15 protein-coding genes and 2 pseudogenes are annotated in these 18,106 nt (G+C 56.8%); 9 read left to right on the top strand and 8 right to left on the bottom strand.

What is annotated here, in order from left to right; all coding sequences use genetic code 11:
• Positions 1-3 precede the first annotated feature (3 nt).
• The 4 genes from BLM14_RS30395 (at position 4) to BLM14_RS30410 (ending at position 5,802) form a co-directional block, all read left to right on the top strand.
• Entirely contained in the window at positions 4-1,257 is a 1,254-nt protein-coding gene (locus tag BLM14_RS30395; protein WP_100003788.1) for a glycosyltransferase family 4 protein, read from the top strand.
• Positions 1,254-2,387: a glycosyltransferase family protein gene (locus tag BLM14_RS30400; protein ID WP_100003789.1), complete on the top strand. Its 1,134-nt coding sequence runs from the start codon at positions 1,254-1,256 to the stop codon at positions 2,385-2,387. Before BLM14_RS30395 ends, BLM14_RS30400 begins: the two co-directional genes overlap by 4 nt.
• A 175-nt stretch (positions 2,388-2,562) precedes the next feature.
• Positions 2,563-5,280 carry an ABC transporter ATP-binding protein gene (locus BLM14_RS30405; RefSeq protein ID WP_100003790.1) on the top strand — a complete coding sequence of 906 codons (2,718 nt, stop codon included), beginning with the start codon at positions 2,563-2,565 and terminating at the stop codon, positions 5,278-5,280.
• Between the two features lie 57 nt (positions 5,281-5,337).
• Positions 5,338-5,802, top strand: a complete 465-nt coding sequence (locus BLM14_RS30410; RefSeq protein ID WP_100003791.1) for a cyclic nucleotide-binding domain-containing protein — start codon at positions 5,338-5,340, stop codon at positions 5,800-5,802.
• A gap of 48 nt (positions 5,803-5,850) precedes the next feature.
• Here BLM14_RS30410 and BLM14_RS30415 read toward each other — a convergent pair whose 3' ends face one another.
• Together BLM14_RS30415 and BLM14_RS30420 are read right to left on the bottom strand one after the other, a co-directional pair.
• Positions 5,851-7,050, bottom strand: coding sequence for a ZIP family metal transporter (locus tag BLM14_RS30415; RefSeq protein WP_100003869.1), 1,200 nt, complete (start codon positions 7,048-7,050; stop codon positions 5,851-5,853).
• Entirely contained in the window at positions 7,050-8,171 is a 1,122-nt protein-coding gene (locus BLM14_RS30420; protein ID WP_100003792.1) for a multicopper oxidase domain-containing protein, read from the bottom strand. Before BLM14_RS30420 ends, BLM14_RS30415 begins: the two co-directional genes overlap by 1 nt.
• 268 nt (positions 8,172-8,439) lie before the next feature.
• Between BLM14_RS30420 and mntR the strand changes: the two genes are divergently transcribed.
• Positions 8,440-8,853 (top strand): manganese-binding transcriptional regulator MntR, encoded by a 414-nt coding sequence (gene mntR / locus BLM14_RS30425; RefSeq protein ID WP_237143767.1) that lies wholly within the window; start codon positions 8,440-8,442, stop codon positions 8,851-8,853.
• On the opposite strand, the gene BLM14_RS30430 is transcribed toward mntR, so the two are convergent.
• On the bottom strand, positions 8,807-10,612 hold the full coding sequence (locus tag BLM14_RS30430; protein ID WP_100003794.1) for a metallophosphoesterase family protein: 1,806 nt from the start codon (positions 10,610-10,612) through the stop codon (positions 8,807-8,809). The genes mntR and BLM14_RS30430 overlap by 47 nt on opposite strands.
• 214 nt (positions 10,613-10,826) lie before the next feature.
• Between BLM14_RS30430 and BLM14_RS30435 the strand changes: the two genes are divergently transcribed.
• On the top strand, positions 10,827-11,657 hold the full coding sequence (locus BLM14_RS30435; protein ID WP_100003795.1) for an MBL fold metallo-hydrolase: 831 nt from the start codon (positions 10,827-10,829) through the stop codon (positions 11,655-11,657).
• Here the strand turns inward: BLM14_RS30435 and BLM14_RS30440 are convergent.
• From BLM14_RS30440 to BLM14_RS30455, 4 genes are read right to left on the bottom strand one after another with little or no spacing between them, the layout of a single operon-like run.
• On the bottom strand, positions 11,654-12,415 hold the full coding sequence (locus BLM14_RS30440; RefSeq protein ID WP_100003796.1) for a polysaccharide deacetylase family protein: 762 nt from the start codon (positions 12,413-12,415) through the stop codon (positions 11,654-11,656). The two genes, BLM14_RS30435 and BLM14_RS30440, sit on opposite strands and share 4 nt — an antisense overlap.
• Entirely contained in the window at positions 12,412-13,506 is a 1,095-nt protein-coding gene (locus BLM14_RS30445) for a glycosyltransferase family 4 protein (RefSeq protein ID WP_100003797.1), read from the bottom strand. Before BLM14_RS30445 ends, BLM14_RS30440 begins: the two co-directional genes overlap by 4 nt.
• 19 nt (positions 13,507-13,525) lie before the next feature.
• Positions 13,526-13,798: a Txe/YoeB family addiction module toxin gene (locus BLM14_RS30450; protein WP_100003798.1), complete on the bottom strand. Its 273-nt coding sequence runs from the start codon at positions 13,796-13,798 to the stop codon at positions 13,526-13,528.
• Positions 13,795-14,049, bottom strand: a complete 255-nt coding sequence (locus tag BLM14_RS30455) for a type II toxin-antitoxin system Phd/YefM family antitoxin (protein ID WP_100003799.1) — start codon at positions 14,047-14,049, stop codon at positions 13,795-13,797. The genes BLM14_RS30450 and BLM14_RS30455 overlap by 4 nt, the downstream gene beginning before the upstream one ends.
• 223 nt (positions 14,050-14,272) lie before the next feature.
• Between BLM14_RS30455 and BLM14_RS30460 the strand changes: the two are divergent.
• From BLM14_RS30460 to BLM14_RS30470, 3 genes and pseudogenes are all read left to right on the top strand, one after another.
• Positions 14,273-15,978, top strand: a pseudogene (locus tag BLM14_RS30460) (adenylate/guanylate cyclase domain-containing protein).
• A gap of 50 nt (positions 15,979-16,028) precedes the next feature.
• A pseudogene (locus BLM14_RS30465) lies at positions 16,029-16,397 on the top strand (Bcr/CflA family drug resistance efflux transporter); the annotation flags it as partial.
• Between the two features lie 59 nt (positions 16,398-16,456).
• Positions 16,457-17,329 (top strand): FkbM family methyltransferase, encoded by an 873-nt coding sequence (locus BLM14_RS30470; RefSeq protein ID WP_100003800.1) that lies wholly within the window; start codon positions 16,457-16,459, stop codon positions 17,327-17,329.
• Here BLM14_RS30470 and BLM14_RS30475 read toward each other — a convergent pair.
• Positions 17,309-17,791 carry a class I SAM-dependent methyltransferase gene (locus tag BLM14_RS30475; RefSeq protein WP_100003801.1) on the bottom strand — a complete coding sequence of 161 codons (483 nt, stop codon included), beginning with the start codon at positions 17,789-17,791 and terminating at the stop codon, positions 17,309-17,311. The genes BLM14_RS30470 and BLM14_RS30475 overlap by 21 nt on opposite strands.
• Positions 17,792-18,106 lie beyond the last annotated feature (315 nt).

The raw sequence follows: 18,106 nt of genomic DNA on the forward strand, positions 1-18,106 counted from the left end.
TGCATGCACTCTCCTCTCATACGCCGCAAGACACTGGTCGTTCTCAAGGGATATCCGCGGCTGTCGGAAACCTTCATTGCCCAGGAATTGCTGGGGCTGGAGCGTGCCGGTTTCGACCTGACGCTCATCTCCATGCGCAAGCCGACCGACAAGAAGCGCCATCCTATCCATGACGAGATCAAGGCGCGTGTCGTCTATCTGCCCGAATATCTGCATGAAGAACCGATCCGGGTTTTTCGTGCACTCGTTGGAGGCTGGAAAAAACCGAACTTCAAGCCGCTGCTCAAACAGTTCTGGGCGGATTTGCGCCGCGATGTTTCGCGCAATCGCTTTCGCCGTCTCGGCCAGGCGCTCGTTCTGGCGCATGAATGGCCGGATGGCGGCGAATGGCTCCACGCACATTTCATTCACACGCCCGCTTCGGTCACGGCCTACGCAAGCATCATGACGGGCGTGCCGTGGACCTGTTCCGCCCATGCCAAGGACATATGGACATCGCAGGACTGGGAGCTGACGGAGAAACTCGCGGCGGCGCGATGGAGTGTCACCTGCACGCGTTCGGGTTTCGAGCATATGCGTGAGCTCAAGCACGCCAAGGACAGGGTGCATCTGAGTTATCACGGTCTTGACCTCGCCCGTTTCGGCCACTTCGATACGGCTCGCTCCAACCGCGACGGTTCAGACCCGGCAGATCCCGTGCAGATACTGAGCGTGGGGCGCGCCGTGCCGAAGAAAGGCTATGACATTCTCCTGCACGCCCTCGCCCTTCTGCCTGCCAAGCTCCACTGGCGGTTCACGCATATTGGCGGCGGCGATGAGCTGGTGAAACTCAAGCCACTGGCGGAAAAGCTCGGTCTTTCCGCCAGCATTACCTGGAAAGGCGCCCTCGCCCAGGAAGAGGTGCTTGAGCATTACCGCCGTGCCGATCTTTTTGCACTGGCCTGCCGTGTTGCCGCGGATGGCGATCGCGATGGACTGCCGAATGTCCTGGTCGAGGCATCCAGCCAGAATCTCGTCTGCGTTTCGACCAATATTTCAGGCATTCCGGAACTTCTGACCGGTGGCGAAAATGGTTTCGTCGTTCCACCGGAAGACCCGAGACTGCTTGCCGTCGCGCTTGAACATGCTATTCGCGAGCCTGCCCTTCGGCATCGTCTGGGACAGGCCGCCGAGGCCCGTGTACGCGAGCATTTCGATCACAATTCCAGCATCCGCCAGCTCACCCGTCTGTTCGAAAGCGAGTGGCAAAAGGCATGACCGCACGCTCAGTCTTTTTCTACGTCCAGCACCTTCTCGGGATTGGCCATCTCGCCCGCGCCAGCCGTGTCGCCTCGGCACTGGCCGACGACAATTTCGACGTCACGATTGTCACCGGCGGATCGCAGGTTGCGGGGTTTCCGGGAACTGGAGTCAAATCCGTGGTGTTGCCGGCGGTACTCGCCGGCAATGCCGGTTTTTCCGGACTTGCCGACCAGCATGGAAATCCGGTCAACGATGAATTTCTTGGCCGCCGCCGCGATCTGCTGCTGGAAGCATTCCACAGGGTCCGCCCGGACATCGTCATCATCGAGGCTTTTCCCTTCGGCCGCCGGCAGATGCGATTCGAGCTTCTGCCCTTGCTTGATGCCATCGAGGCTACGTCGCCTCGGCCGAAGCTTGTGACCTCCGTCCGCGATATCCTGCAGGAACGCACCAAACCCGGCCGGGACGAAGAAACCGTCAGCTTGATCAAGGCGCATTTCGACCATGTGCTCGTCCATGGCGATCCGTCCTTCGCCACCCTGCCTGATACATTTCCACTGGCAGCAGAGATTGCCGGCAAGATCGTCTATACCGGCCTTGTGGCAGGTGCCGTCCCCGCGCCACCTGCCGAAGTCTTCGATATTGTCGTCTCCACCGGCGGCGGCGCAGTCGGGCTCGACCTCATCCGCTCGGCACTGGAAACGGCGAGGAAGTCCACCTTCCACGGATCATGGTGCTTGATTACCGGGCCAAACTTGCCGGAAAAGGATTTTGCTGTACTTTCCGCTGAAGCACCGGATAACGTCAGTCTCGTGCGCTTTCGCAAGGATTTTCCGTCCCTTCTCAAAGGGGCGGAACTGTCGATTTCCCAGGCGGGTTACAATACCGTCTGCGATATTCTGCGAGCGCAATGCCGCTCCGTCCTCGTCCCCTTCACCGCCGGCGGCGAAACCGAACAGAGTGTCAGAGCCACACGACTGGAAGCCTTGGGCCTCGCAATCGCCTTGCCGGAAAACGGTCTTGACGCCGACATCCTCGGCAAGGCGGTCGAGACGGCCCTGTCTCAGCCGAAACCACCCGCGCACAGGCTCGATCTCAATGGTGCACAACGCACGGCTGAAGTATTGCGAGAGCTTTTTGATTAGCGGCCGCCTGACGAACCGAAGCGCCATTGACAAGGGAACTTGGGAACCCATGTCATATAGCGTTCATGGTTTGGATGCTGTAGGCTGAACCGATTCAATCATGGAGTCCGTCCATGTGCTCTTCAAACGTTTCGATATTTGAAATTCCTGCTGAATTCACAGCTCACGGTTGTCTATGGAAAAAAGTCTAGGTCGCTATATCTGGTCGAATACACGGCTGCAGCAGATATGGATTCTGTTTGTCGTGGCCGTTTCGATGATCCCATACTTCCTGTCGTTCGATCTGCCGAAACAGATCGTCAATGGTCCCATTCAGGGAACAGGGTTCGAAACGCCCGGCTCCACGCAGACCTTCATGCGCATGGAGCCCGATCTTCCCTATATCGGCAAGGTGGTGTTCTTCGACGGACTCGAGCTCACCCGCTTCCAGATGCTGATGGCGCTCAGTCTGGTGTTCCTGTTCCTCGTCATCATCAACGGTCTTTTCAAGCTCTATATCAACACCTACAAAGGCCGGCTTGGCGAGCGCATGTTGCGACGCATTCGCTTCGAATTGATCGACCGTGTGCTGCGTTTCCCGCCATCCCAGTTCAAGCGGGTGAAATCGGCCGAAATCGCCACGATGATCAAGGATGAGGTCGAGCCGATGGGCGGCTTTACCGGGGATGCCTTCGTCCAGCCGGCACTACTCGGCGGCCAGGCACTGACGGCGCTTGTCTTCATCATCATGCAGAACCTCTGGCTTGGCATGATCGCTGCCGGCATCGTTGCCGTTCAGGGTGTTGTGATCCCGCGCATGCGCAAGAGATTGCTTGATCTTGGCCGCCAGCGCCAGTTGACCGCCCGCGAGCTCTCCGGCCGCGTTGGCGAAATCGTCGATGGCATCGGCACTATTCATGGCAACGATACTTCGAACTACGAACGTGCCGATATCGCCGCTCGCCTCGGCCTGATCTTCTCCATCCGCTACGATCTCTATCAGTGGAAATTCCTGGTCAAATTCATCAACAACTTCCTGGCGCAGGTCACACCCTTCCTGTTCTATTCGATCGGTGGCTTTCTAGCGTTGCAGGGGCGGCTTGATATCGGTCAGCTCGTTGCAGTCATCAATGCCTACAAGGATCTGCCTGGACCATTGAAAGAACTCATCGACTGGGATCAGGCGCGTCAGGATGTGCAGGTGAAATATGCGCAGGTTGTCGAACAGTTCAATGTCGACCGCCTTGTCGATTCGCAAATTCAGGCTTTGGCCCCCGAATCCGTCGGTCCCCTTCAACATTCCCTGAATGCGGTCAATCTGACACTTTCTGACGACAGCGGTGCATCGCTCCTCGAGCACGTGTCACTGGAGATCAAACTTGGCGAGACGGTTGCCATCGTCGGCACCAGCGGCAGCGGCGGCGAAGCCCTCGCTGAAGCCTTCGCGCGGCTGATCTGGCCTGACCAGGGCCGCATTACCATCGATGGCAAGGACATTCTGGAACTGCCGGAATCGATAACCGGGCGACGCATCGCCTATGCCGCTTCCGATACTTATTTCTTCCACGGAACGTTGCGTGACAACCTTCTCTACGGCCTCAAACATGCGCCGCTGACCAAGGTCGAGTATGAAGGAAAAAGCGCAGCGCAGTATAAATGGAATATCAATGAGGCGCGCCGTGCGGGCAATCCCGAACTCGACCTCAACAGTGACTGGGTCGATTACGTTTCGGCTGGGGTCACAGGCCCGCAGGATCTTTTCAAGGTCGTGCGTCCGGTGCTCGATGCCGTGCTGATCTCGCAGGATATTCTCGACATGGCGTTGCGCTCGACCGTGAACACTGCAACCCATAATGACCTTACCGACCGCATCGTTGAATTGCGGCAGGCCCTGCGCAAAAGCCTGAAAAAGGAGGATCTTGACGATCTGGTCGTGCCGTTCAAGCTCGATGCCTATAATCAGCAGGCAACTGTCGGCGAGAATCTGCTGTTCGGCACTATGAAGCGGCCGATGATGACCAACAGGAAACTGGCGGCGAATCCCTATTTCCGTTCCGTTCTCAGGGAGACGGATCTTCATCTTGACCTTTATGCGATGGGTCTTGAGATCGCGGCCAATGCGGTGGAACTGTTCCAGGATTTGCCGCCGGATCACCCCTTCTTCCAGCAGCTCACATTCATGACTGCCGATGATATTCCGCATTATCAGCAGCTTCTGCAAAAACTGCAGGGCCGCGGGTTCGAAGCCGCATCACCGGATGAGCGTTCCAGCATCATCAGGTTGAGTTTTTCCTATATCGAGCCGAGACACCGCTTCGGTCTCTTGACCGATGAACTCATGACAAAGATCGTCGATGCACGCGCCCGGTTCCACAACAACATGCCGGACGACCTCAAGGCCGTTATCGAACGCTATGATCCGGAACGTTTCATCGCTTCGGCGACCCTGATGGATAATGTGCTCTTCGGCAGGATCGGCTTCACGCAGGCCGACGGCACTGAGCGTATCCGCGTCATCTTGCGTGATCTCTTCGACAGGCTCGACCTTTACGAGAGTGTTCTTTCCATCGGGCTGGATTTCGACGTGGGTTCCGGCGGCAAACGCCTGACCAATGTGCAGCGGCAGAAACTCAACGTCGCCCGGGCACTGCTCAAACGGGCAGATTATGTGATTTTCAATCGCCCGCTGCCCGCGCTGGACCAGCGCGTCCAGGATCAGATTACCCGCAGTATCATGCAAGACCTGCACGAGGAGGGCCATGCTCCGGCGATTATTTGGGTATTGGCCAATTCTGCGCTGGCAAATCTGTTCGACCGGATCATAGTATTCGATCGGGGTACTCTGGTCGAAGATGGAACGCACGCGACTCTTCTGGAGAAAAACGGTATATTCAAGGAATTGGTGTCATCATAAGCTGATACTAAAGGTCGGGGACATAGATGGAGCGCTATAAGGGGGTAGTGGACGTTCATGCTTCTGAAAGATGAAGTCGAGATGCTGCGGCGGGTTCCGCTGTTTTCCGGTGTTGCGCCAGCCAAGCTAAAGCTGCTGGCCTTTACGTCCGACCGCGTCAGTTACAAGGCCGGGCAGACCCTGTTCCGGCAAGGTGATCCAGCCGACGCTGCCTATGTCATCCTTACCGGCGCCGCCGATATCCTGTCGGATACTCCGAGCGGTGAAATCAAGGTCGCGGAAATCGAGCATGATTCCATCGTCGGCGAAATTGCCATTCTGTGCGATGTATCGCGTACCGCAACCGTCAGGGCCAATTCAGCTCTTGAAGCTTTGCGCATCAGCAAGGACCATTTTCTCAAGCTCCTGAGCGATTATCCGGAAATGACCATCGAGATCATGCGGGTGCTTGCCGATCGCCTGAGCCATACGACTACCGAGCTCAGCGAAGCGCGCAGCAAGCAGAAACAGGCCGCGAAGTAGTTTCCCGGCGCACGCGTTAGCGGCGCATGGCACTCACGCCATGCCCATTCAGATTTTGACCAGCATTGCCGTGATGTACATGAAGGCCGTTCCAGCAGCCAGCCCACCAAATGTTGCAGGCGCAAGCAAGGCGGAAATGCCGGCACCGCGCGACCGGACGATGAGGGCGCTGACCTCGACGATGACCTGAGCAATAGCTCCTGCGCCGATTGCCAGGGCAATTGCGGTCCATTGCGGCGCGTATGCCAGACTGCCAACCCATATTCCGACAACGGCGGGTCCTCCGGCCAACAGTGCCAAACCTGCGAATGAGGCTAGCGTCGGACTTTTCTTCAATATCGGCGCCGCGATTCCGATACCTTCGGTGATATTGTGCAAGGTAAAACCGAGGACAAGAAACGTTCCTAATCCAGCCGCGCCTGCAGTGAACGCCGCACCGATCGCCAATCCCTCGCCGAAATTGTGCAGACCGATACCAAGAGCGATATATGTCGCCAAAGCGAGGCCCGTCGGCGTTCCGTGCCGGCGTCCTATACTCATCAGCACAAGGAAGCTGGCAACAGCGACGAGCACGACCATGACGCTGCCCTGGAAAATTGCAGCGGACCTTTCTGCAAACTCAAGCGCTTCAACCAGGGTGTCTACCAGCAGGAATGCGAGAAGACCAACGGTCATAGCCAAAAGAAACGTCATCGTTCCGGGACCGGCACCGCGCAGCGCCGGATAACACATCAGGCCGATGGCGACAGGCAGAATTCCAACGAATGCACCGAGAATGGCCTGTGACCAGAGGCTTCCGGACGTGGCGACCGGTGTTGGCACTGCTACGGCGATCTCATGCTCGAACGTCGCTCCGGTATTTGTGACAAAATTGACCTTGTGCGTCTCGCCAAGCACCCACGGGAAAGGCAAGCTGATCCAGGCTGTATCGCCCCTCGCAATCGGGCCCTGCGGGTTTTGCTGGAATTCCCAATAGGCATCATCGACCTGAACCTGGGCAATCATCATCGGGTCGGAGCCCCCGGCACGAACGAGCAACTGCAATCCGTTGTGGTCAAGGATCGTTCGCTCGATGGTCAGGTTTTCGACTGGTGGTGCGCCGTTGTTGAAACTTTGGAGCGGGTTCGCCTGGAATAACCAGACGATTGCCGCTGCCAGAACGGCAACGGGAACGAGCAACCAGAATAAACGCGACAATCCCGACGATGCTGACGCGCGCGACGGGGTACCGTTGACAGGTTCGTGCATCATGACAGCGTCTCCGAGACATCGAACATGCCCATCCAGCCAAGTTCTGTAAATTCTGATTGATGGGCATGGAACATGTAGAGGCCAGGCTCGTGTTCCTTGAAAGTAAACTCGAGGATGCCGCGCTGCGCCTGACACTGCATGATCAAGTCGACGGTCTTCAGCGTAGGCGTCAATGTTGTTCCCTGATCGTAATAGTCGAAGAAATTGGCATGCAGATGGAACGAGTTGATCGGGTCAAACTCGGTGATATTGACCAGATAAATGCGAACGGGACGGTTGCGGTCGATCTTGATTGGTTCCTTGGCATAGCAATGAGCGATCGTATTGCACGCGTAGAATTCATTCTCGCCGTCGAAATTCGTATCGAACGCGTTCATGACCATGGCCAGTTCCTGCCACTGCGCATTTTCAGGCGAACCAAGAAGCCGTGATTGTGCAACGTCAGCGTGTTCCGGATGCCGGGCTGGATCAGGGTCGATCACAAACAGGCCATACATGCCCTTGTGAAGATGCCTGGTCAGCGGCAGGGCATGGCAATGGTAAAGATGGCAGCCGAATGGTTTTGCGTCGAACTCATAGACGAACTCTTCGCCCGGCTCGATAACACCCGCGCCGGGAACACCATCCATCCGCGCCGAATGGATCCCATGGAAATGCAGGGAATGCGGGTGCGATCCATTGTTCTTGAGTGTGATCTTAAGGCGATCGCCCTCAGTTGCCCGGAGTGCAGGCCCAGGTACCCGGCCGTTATAGGTCCAGGCCGGGAACATAACACCTGGCGCAATTTCGATTTCTTTTTCTTCGACCGTGATCTCGAAGCTGCGCTGTTTTCGGCCGTCTGGAAGTTCGCTGACGACGCCAGTGTACCAATCTGTCAGCATTGCCGTCGGATCGAAGCCGTTGCGGACATTATCGACCGAGCCGACAGTGATCATCGCACCATGCGCCGACCTATGCGCCGATGCCGCAGCATCGACGTTCGGTGTTGGACCGCCGTGATTACGATGGACGTCCTGCGCCGTCGAAGTGCTGGAACAGATGGCTGATGCGCCGATCGTCGCAATGCTCCCCTCCAACAGACGCCGCCTGCTCAGTTTCGTCTCTACCCATTTCAGCATTATGCAGTCCCGCTCCGATTAGCAAATTAAATGAATTAAAGCATCGTACTCATATTATAGCAAGTGCTATATTTCACCTGTTCCCGCCTCCCCGATCGGTTCAAAATTTTTCCTCAGTGTAGAAATTTGTCGGATATGATGAAAAAATAGCCAGGGCTATCTTAGGCAATCCGGCGTCAAAAAAGTTTACGGAAGTGAAGACCATATGAATCCCGATGACAGCACGCGCAGCGATTCCGAGAGTTTGCTTGTTGACCCCAGCACCCATATGGAGAGTTTCCGGCGAACCCGTCACAATCGCCGGACTGAGCTGATCGAAGATTATGTCGAACTGATTGCTGATCTTATCGAAGATGGGGGAGAGGCCAGACAGGTCGATATAGCGCTGCGCCTTGGCGTAGCCCAGCCGACGGTGGCGAAAATGCTGAAGCGGCTGGCTGCAGACGGCTATATTCAACAGCGGCGCTATCGGGGCATCTTCCTGACCGATATGGGTAAACAACTTGCAGAACAGAGCCGCGAGCGCCACCACATCGTTGAATCGTTCCTGTGCGCCATCGGTATCAGTGTCGAAACGGCACGAATTGATGCCGAAGGTATCGAACATCACGTGAGCCCGGAAACCCTGGAAGCCTTCAGGCTTTTTGTGGCGAAGACTGGCTCGTTGACCAATCGAGGCTAGCGACAACCTCCCCGCTCGCAAGATCCACCGTGAAATTGCGCGAAGGCAGGCCTGAAAGATAGCAGCCCATCATTCGCAGCATCCGCGCGAAACTTTCCTGGGCACCGCCCATTTCGATTGCAACAGAACCGGCATAGATGCCGATCAGGAAACTGTAGGCCGCAAGCCGCTCCGGTGAAATGCGATCGAGCGCCATTTCACTGCCCATGCGTAAGCGGTACCAGTCCCCGAGCAGGCCGAGTACCGGTATCGCATCCAGCCGTTCGATCGTGATACCGCTCGCTTCGGCCAGAGCCTGCATCGCCGTCATCATATCGTCGCGGGCGCGCTGCGCATGGATTACTGCAACGGCATCGTCAACGGCGACTGGCTGCGCACACAGACTGAGAGCAAGCAGGTCGCCGAGTTTGAGCTGCGGCATGATCCGCGCCATATCCTTCGGCCACTCGCGCCGCAGATACCGGTGCATAACCAGCTGATCGACATGCTCCGACAGGAATTCGCCGTAATCGGCGGCATCCAGCATCCTGCCGACCTTTTTTCCGGTGAGATTGATCTCTATCCGGTACTGATCATTGATGGCCGGGTCGATGGGAAGATGATCCAGGCTCACGGTTTCAACCTGCAGCTTGTCGCCTGGCGTCACAACCTTGAAGGCTGGCGGAAAAGCAACCAGTGATGGCACGCCGATATTGACCAGCGAGCCGCTATCCTTTTGCGCCCGCGCCGTATCGTTGACGTGGAGATGCCCGCTGAAATGGGTACGCAGGCCCGCATCGATAACGGCGCTGGCAACCTCGCCCGAAGGCGTGCGCTCAGTCGAGCTCGTCCTGCCGATCAGCGCACGCTCGTCATCGGCCGTTCCATCCAGCATATCCAGCATCGGGTAGTGCGAGAATGTCAGCAATTGCTTACCCTCGCGCTGCGCCCTCGCTGCAACATCCTTCGCCCAATCGAACACGAAGCGCTTGTGTTTGAGCATGGCGTTCCAGCCGGCATTGGTGCTATCGACGAAGGCGCCGGCATCCCCTTCGGCAAAATCGCCATTGCGTGGCTCGAATACATTGGCGTCGATCATCAGGAGCCAGAGGCCCGCTATGGGCTCGACCAGATAGGACGCGTCCATCAGCTGGTATACGTTCCGCCCGTCGGCCGAGCGAACCGTATAGAGCCGTTTCGCAGGATCTTCATCTGTTCCGAACGGCGTTTCCCAATGCAGATCCGTCTGCCTGCGAAAGAAGCCGATATCCGGCAGCGCCTGCAATCCCGCCGGATAGCCGGGGCAATACATCTTGCTGGTAACGACCATCCCGTCCGCATCGTCATCGACGAATTCACCGTCACTCGCGGTGATCGTATAGGTGCCATCCTGATTGAGCAGGCGCTTGGCATGATGGCGGCCTTTGGGCCCAAAAATATCATGATTTCCGACAGTTGCGGTGAAAACGAGCCCATGGTTTTGGCTGTAGCCATCGAGCAGCTTTCGCAGCGCAGCGAGGGTCGCCACCTGGCCGTCATCGGAATAGTCGCCGAGCAGGACGACATGCCTTATTCCCCGCGCCACCACCGTATCCAATGCCGCCCGCAAGGCTTGATAGCTTTCGTTGAACACACGGGTCGAGCGCACCGTGTCCGTCAGCCGGCGCGCAGTCATCCCGCGGCCGGCTATGTCTATGCCGTCAAAATCATAATCGCCATAGAGATCGTGAAAATGCGCATCGGCAATGACAGCAATCGGCGGGAATTTCGAAGAAGACATGAATCAGGCATTCCGGGTGAACAGGTTCGCGAACTTATACATTTGTACCGATGATTGTCATAAAGCTTAAAAAACAAATCGCTATCGCCTACATATGGTCTGGCGCAGGTTTTTATTGCGCCATTGACAAATAAAACGAAATCCAAGTCTCGCATAACGAATGCAGTTTGGTTACGATGCCCCTAAAAATGGGGAATTGGGTGTAAAGAGCATAATGAACGACGAAATATTTCGGGTGAAATTCTGGGGAACGCGAGGAAGCGTTTCCGTATCGGGGCCCGAATTCACACGATATGGCGGCAGCACCGCCTGCATCGAAGTCCAGTGCGGCAAACACAGGCTGATCTTCGATACAGGTTCCGGTGTGCGACAGGCAGGCGAAGCCTTAACGCAAGAAGGTATCGACCATATCGATATCCTGTTCACCCATTGCCACTATGACCACATTATCGGACTTCCCTATTTTTCACCGTTATACAATCCGATGATGAATGTGCGACTGTGGTCCGGGCATCTGGCCGGGATCATGACCACGCGCGAAATGGTCAAGCAGTTCATGCGTCCGCCATGGTTTCCCGTCGAGCCCGAAATCTGCAAGGCCAGTCTCGGCTTCCGCGATTTCCGCTCCGGCGACGTGCTCACGCCATTTGAAGGCATCAAGATACGCACCGACAGCCTCAATCATCCAGGCGGTTGCATAGGCTATCGCATCGAATGGGCAGGCCGCGTGCTGGCGCTGATCTACGATACCGAGCACGAGGCCGGAAAACTTGATCCTGCCGTGATGAAACTCATCAAGGGTGCCGACCTCGTCGTCTACGACTGCACCTATACGGAAGACGAGATGCCGCGGAGGTTCGGCTACGGCCATTCTACCTGGCAGCACGGCGTATTGCTGGCGGAGGCAGCGAAGATCGGCAAACTTGCGCTGTTCCACCATGCGCCGTCGCGGACTGATGACGAGCTCGACGCGTTCGAACGGCTGGCGAAGAAAAGTTTCTCAGGCGCTTTCGCTGCCCGCGACTTTCAGGTGATCGACCTCTAGAGCAAGTTTTGCGGCTCCCGGATCGAGACCCAGCGGCCACCCGGTGTTTCCCTCGTCACTGCGAAAAGAGCCCGCAGGAACGCCCAAGCCGACTCATCATGCACCAGATGGTGGGTTAGGATGCCAACCGGCTCGTTGCTGCCGTCAAAGCGCTGCTGCAATTCCCTGACAATCGCCGCAACCAGTTCGCCATGATCGCGGCAGCCCCGCGTGCCATGCCAGTCCATCGGATCCACATGCGTGTTGATCAGCGGCAGGAAAGCCGCCTGTTTCGCCTTTGCCGGACCGAACACCGACAAGGCTTCAAAGCCTAGCCCCGGTAACTCGGGCAAGAGCAGCGGATCGATGCGGTTCCACGGCGGCACCAAGACCGGCACAAGCTGTTTTGAAAATTGCTGTTCGAGCAGTCCAAAGCCATCGCGGAGTTGCCCTGTCATCGTAATCAGCGACCGATGCGGTCCAAGTTCCTGCTTTTTCTCGTCCGAAGGCGCGTGGTTTTCGTGCGACCAGCCATGCACGGCCACGGTGACACTGTCTTCTTCCACCAATCGCTCTGAAAGCGCTTGCTCCACATGCGCCGGGATCACCGCCAGCGTCAGCGGCACGGCATAGTCTTTACCCAGCGTCAGCAGCCGCTCCAGCGCATCGGTCGGTTTGACAGCATCGTCATCGCGCAGCCAGAACCGGGCACTGCGGTTCGCATGAATCCAGCGCGCGAGTTCGGCCCGCAGCGGCTGCCATATTTGATCGTCCGTCATCCGCCCCGCCCTGCATAGTCCCGTATCAATTGATCAAGCCGTTTTGCTGCAACCTCCAGCGAACGCTCTTGCAGGATGAAGCGCCGCGCCGCGCGACCCATCACAGCGCGTCGCTCGTCATTATCGAGCATCTGCACGACGGCATCGGCATAGGCTTTTGTATCGCCCGCTACTGTCAGCGTACCCGTCACGCCATCCCTGATCACTTCCGGTACACCGGCCGTCGCCTGCGCAACCACCGGCAGCCCTGCGGCCTGCGCTTCCATATAGGCGATGCCGTAAGCCTCGCCCGTGCCAGGCCAGACATAGGTGCCGCCCTGATAGAGAAGGTCCGCAACCTCGCTGGCCTGCCTCTCACCCAGCCATTCGATCCGGTCATCGCCGAATCTTGCGAACATTGCCCGCACTTCGTCCCGCGCCGGGCCATCGCCAATGACCGACAATCTCCACGGCTTGCCATCGATGAGAGCCAGCGCGCCGGCGAGCATTCTGTAGCTTTCGAGTTTGTCTCCCGGCCGCATCATCGCAATCGTGACCAGCCGCTGCGGATTCTGCTTCGCCGGTTCAGCGCGAAATGCCGAAACGTCGATGAACGGTTGCAGCCGCGCCAGACGTGCCTCCGGAGCACCAGCGGCAAGCCCCGACTCATCCCGCTCTGTAAAACAGATATTCACCGCCGCCTGACGCACGGCGTCGATCACGAGCGACTGCAGTCCGGCCCATCCCCCGTCATTGCGACGCTTGGACCAGGACGCTTCAGCAGTCACATAAGGAATGTTGAGCGCCGCTGCGAGCGACGGCCCGATCAGGTCGGGTGCCTTGTAATAGGGATGGTAGCAGAACCAGAGATCGGGCTTGTTGCCCCCGCGCCAGTGGCTGGCCAACCGCTTCATCTCCTGCTTGGCCATTACCGCCACCTGCTCACGCCCGCCTGCCTCAGGCGTGGCAGTGAAGCTTCGCAGCTCCGAAGCAACCTCAATGCTGTGCCCCGCCAATCGCAGGGCGGCGATCAGCAGCCGCGCCATCTGCCGGTCGCCCGATGGCACCGGATGATTGGGCGATTTGAGGGGTGCGTAGAAGGCAATGTCCATGTATGCGCTTTGTCAGCCCTCAGGTTCCATAATGAAACCGGCAAGCGGTGATTTCCAATGCTTGCGTATCGGCTTTTCCCGAAACGCGATATACCAGACGATGTTCATGGTTGATGCGGCGGGACCACCAGCCCGACATCTCATTGCGAAGAGGCTCTGGTTTCCCAATACCCTGAAATGGATGCCGCTCCGTGTCGCGGATCAACTCATTGATCCGCTTGAGAATCTTGTCACCCATCTGTTGCCAATAAAGGTAATCTTGCCAGCCGCGTTCGGTCCACGTGAGCCTCACGGTTCAATCAAATCCCGTTCCGTAAGCTTGCCGGCATTGGCGTCAGCAATCGATTCCCGCAAATGGCGTGCGTTCGCGGGTGTGCTGAGAAGATAAAGCGTCTCCTTCATGCCCTCCCATTCTGACAATGGAATAATGACCATAGGATCATGATTCTGACGCGTCACCACCATCTCAACGCGATCTGCTTCGATCCTGTCGAAATGCGTTGCAAGATTGTTGCGCAACTCCGTGAATGTAACTTGTGCCATGAAACTCTCCTATGTACAGAAATATGTACGCTATCATTGAAATTTGCAAGGCACCGAATCAAGGCTGAACCGTTCTAACGATTATTTGATACCCCGACGCAATCTTCGCTGCTTAAAAAGCCATCTTTTCGAACGAGCGCTAGCAAGCAATTCAGGACACAGTGTTCATCTCGCCAAATCATTATTCGTCGCTTAAATTGATTCGACATAAATCAAGGTATTCATGACAGCAGCCACATCAGCGCCCCGCTCTTCCGAACGAACCCTGCGCAGGGCACGACTGGTTTCGGGTTTGATTATGCTGGTCTTTGTGACATTGCATCTGAGCAATCACGCGCTGAACCTCATTTCCCTCACGAGGAAGGACGGCTGTGGTTCACAGCAATCTGGCGCAATCCCGTAGGCACTTTTCTTCTCTATGGCGCGGTATTCGTGCACGTTACGCTTGTCATGCGATCGCTCTATTTGCACCGCACCCTCGTCATGCCAATGCGCGAGGCAATGCAGGTCATTCTTGGACTGCTCATCCCCCTCCTCATTATCGATCATGTCATAGCGACGCGTGTGCGCTTCGAAATGATGGGGCTACAGGATAGCTACGAGGCTATCATACGCACGCTATGGATAGAGTCCCCCATGAGTGGTTTGCGTCAGTCAATAGCACTCATCGTCATCTGGGCGCACGGATGTATCGGGGTGCATTTCTGGCTGCGCTATCGTGACTGGTATTACAGGGCGGCGCCAATCCTTCTCACATTCGCCATTCTCCTGCCGGTCCTCGCCCTGCTTGGCTTTGCCGACACCGGACGGATTCTCGAAAGTGAGCCGGTTCAATCCAGCTATGGCAGTGGCTCTACAAGGGCTTCTGGCTCGGCTGGATATAGCCACGGGACGGTCGAAGCGCGGATGCAACGGGTTCAGATGGCCAAATACTCGCTCTATGGCGGATTTGCCGGTGCCTTGATGATCGTCTTTGCCATGCGTACAGGCCGCAGCTGGCGCGAGCGCGCCAACCAGATCGAAATTCGTTATCCTGAAGGCGAAACCGTACGTGTTCCGCGCGGCTTCAGCGTGCTCGAGGCGAGCCGCCTGGGCGGCATCCCGCATTATGCTGTGTGTGGCGGCAAGGGACGTTGTTCCACCTGCCGTGTCCAGGTTGTCGAGGGCGCGGCGGCATTGCCGCCGCCGGAATCGATGGAACAGGCAACCTTGAACCGGATCGGCGCAGATCCTGGTGTGCGGCTAGCCTGCCAACTTCATCCGATGAGTAACATCAGCGTTGTCCCGCTGCTTGCGCCAAGCATCGACACGACTGTTCCGGTTGGCAGTCAGCAAACCAATCCGGGCCGGGAACAGGAGATCGCCATCCTCTTCTGCGATATACGAAGCTTCACCATGCTCACCGAGGCGCGTCTTCCGTACGACATCGTCTTCCTGCTCAATCGCTATTTCGCCATTGTTGGTCAGGCTGTGGAAAGGTCTGGCGGCCGGCTGGACAAATTCATCGGCGATGGTGCCATGGCTCTGTTCGGTCTCAGCGGCTCGCCGGAAGAGGCCTGCCGCAATGCGCTCAAGGCCGCAGCAATAATCATACGCGAAATCGAACGGCTCAATGACGAACTGGCGGGCGAACTTTCCGCACCGCTTCGCGTTGCAATTGGCATCCACAGCGGCCCCGCTATCGTCGGCCGCATGGGCTATGGATCGGTGAAGAACCTTACCGCCATTGGCGACACGGTCAACGTCGCGAGCCGCCTGGAAACCGTCGCCAAGGAACTTGATGCAACAGTTGTCGTGTCGGAACCGACAATCGTTCTGGCAGGTTCGAATACCGACGAACTTGAAAGTCAGGAGATTGCGATCCGCGGGCGGGCGGAGCCTCTGCGGGTCTATATCATTCCCCAGGAATTGAGTGCGCGATTCACTTGAGGATTTACCGATGGTTGGCCACACGTGAATGAATCTTAGCCGCCAGTGCGGTTGTCGCGCGTCTCCTGACTTGCATGGGGCTGTTGGTTGGCCTGAGCTTGCCGATGTTTGGCATCACCCACGTTCTCGCTTCCTTGGACCTTGCATGTTCATCGGCATAGGCAATGGGTTGACCATGCCCGCGGCAAACACGGGCGTGCTCTCCGTGCATGCCGATCTCGCGGGAACCGCTGGGATTGGCAGCCGCGATGAGCATCGCTGGCGCAGCGCTCATAGCTTCGATCGCCGGTCTGTTTCTTGCGCGGTCAGGTACGATCCATGCTTTGTTCATTACGATGCTGATACCGGCGTCGCTCGCATTGTTGGCGGCACTTGTCGACTGGCGTGCTTCCAAGCCTATCGCAACCAACGCGAACTGACTTTACATCGTTTTGATAATGGGATTGAGCTATCTGCGTAGATGGGTAAGGCTCAATCAATGTTCGCAAAAAAGTCGATCCGTCGGCAACTGCACAAATTTAGAAACCGCCTGGCCGGAAAGTTCTTCGACACGCGCTATGGCCGCGAGCTGTTGATCAACGCGATAGGCCCCCGCGTTCTGACCATGACCGTCGATTGCGGCGACCATATGATGAGTTTTTCACCCACCGACTATATCGGCAAGAAAATCTTCCGAAAGGGCAATTTCGAACGGGATCATGTCGATCGGCTGCTCGCCATCCTCCGGGAGCGGCAGCTTTTGCGCGAAGTCAGCACGCTGCTCGAACTGGGCGGCAATATCGGCACGCAGACCGTTTATTTCGCTTTGAGTGCAGCCTTTTCACGCATCGTCAGCGTCGAGCCCGACCCGCGAAATTTTGAACTGCTGCGAACCAATATCGCCCAGAACAAGCTTGAAGATTTGGTGACGCTCGTCAATTCAGCTGCCGGTGAGAGCGAAGGCCAGCTCGATTTTTTTCAGCATCGGAACAATTACGGCAAGAGCAGCGCGTTTCGGCATAGTGCGACCGATCGCAAGATCGTTGTTCCAGTCAGGCCTGTCAGCAATATCCTTGCTGACACCGGCACCACATTGGATGAAGTCGGGCTGGTCTGGATGGATATCGAGGGCTACGAGCCCCTTGCCTGCCGATCGATGGAAAGCCTGCTCGCGCGCAGGGTCCCGCTTTATATGGAATTCTCACCTGTCTTCTACGGTCCGGAGCAAACGGCTAACTTCGTCGACTATCTTTCCCGCTTCTACGAGGACTGCCTGATCTTTCGAGAGGACGACATCACTTCAGCGAAGGTCAAAAACATTCCTGTCACGGAGCAACAGTTCGACCTACTTCTATTCGACACGGCGATATAGGAAGTAACGGCCTTTCTCGACCGTCGGCGGAAGCGGTAGCGGTTCAAGCTGCGGATGCTGCAACTCGAGGCCGCTGACCGCGAAACCATGCGGTGCAACGAGCCCAGCCATGAGTTGCGGTAACCAGGTTAGCGTCATCGCATCCTTTTCGTCATAACCCGTGCCTATATCGACATGGACGAGAGCAGCATTGACGCCGATGAACTTCTGAGCAGTGTCCCTGATCTCACCAACGACCATATTTTCCGGATCAGGCGTCGAGGTCTTGTGCGAGCCAACAGCACGGTCGAAGACAATGATCTTTCGCTCGGGAAAGCATTCGCGCAAATGATCGAAGGTGCGGCCATTGCCGAGACCGAGCTCGAGCACGGGTCCGCCCAGTTCGTTCAACTGGCCGCTGAGGTGATTGAGAATTTCGCGTTGGGCCGTCATGCGGAAGATGAAACTGTCGAGTCGACTCATGAGATTTCGATGTCCAATATTTCGATGCGGGTGGTCCGGCTTAGCATGGCGCTCACCCGGTGGTCGACGGCTGGTATGTCGCAGGGAAAGTTTGGAACAGAAGCCATCTGGGAGAGATTTGAAAGAGATTCGCACCATTCTTGCACATAAATCACCGAATCTCGGACAAAAAATCGTGATTCTCGCATAAGATTCTCTACTCCCGCTTGCACATAGGTTGTTGACGGTTGCATTCCGCCGCGCTGGCGACGGCCTAATTATTTTGATTTAATAACTTGACTCCTTTTATCATATTAAACTATAGCTGACGCCGCA

The sequence above is a fragment of the Phyllobacterium zundukense genome (genome assembly GCF_002764115.1).
Taxonomy (GTDB): domain Bacteria; phylum Pseudomonadota; class Alphaproteobacteria; order Rhizobiales; family Rhizobiaceae; genus Phyllobacterium; species Phyllobacterium zundukense.